This is a genomic window from Desulfofundulus thermobenzoicus (assembly GCF_009428905.1).
GTDB lineage: Bacteria > Bacillota > Desulfotomaculia > Desulfotomaculales > Desulfovirgulaceae > Desulfofundulus_A > Desulfofundulus_A thermobenzoicus.
Map to the genome: position 1 here is coordinate 1 of NZ_WHYR01000235.1, position 412 is coordinate 412.

The window sequence follows — 412 nt, forward strand, 5'->3', positions numbered from 1 at the left end:
ATTTGAATTACCGTACTGTCCATTTTACGAAAGAGAACATGGGTATCACACATTGGAAGTACTTGAGGTGAATGATGATCATGCAGTGGTCAGTGATCATGCATACTCCTATCATGGCACATTGAGTAAAGACCATTTGATGAAAGCTGCGCGCTCTGTATATGAACATACACCTCGAACCGAAAATCGTTATAAGTGGATTAAACATGTGGAACTTCAGAAAGAACCGGATGTGCTGGTGATATTAAAAGAGCATGCGGCCATATTAGAAGGAGCACCGCCGCATTTTGATTTGCCTGGAGCAGTCACAGGGCTGAGCGCTATTTCAGTCATTCAAAGAGATTATATTGATAGTATCAAAGACAATGAAACTGGAAATTTATTAGACAATGTTTACTTTGAAGGACTAAAG

General features: G+C 39.8%; 1 protein-coding gene. It reads left to right on the forward strand.

Translation table 11 applies throughout. The annotated features are described in order from the left end of the window. Positions 1 to 52: 52 nt before the first annotated feature. Positions 53 to 412 (forward strand): hypothetical protein (locus GFC01_RS18410; protein ID WP_152948526.1); only part of this gene is annotated, 360 nt, incomplete at its 3' end.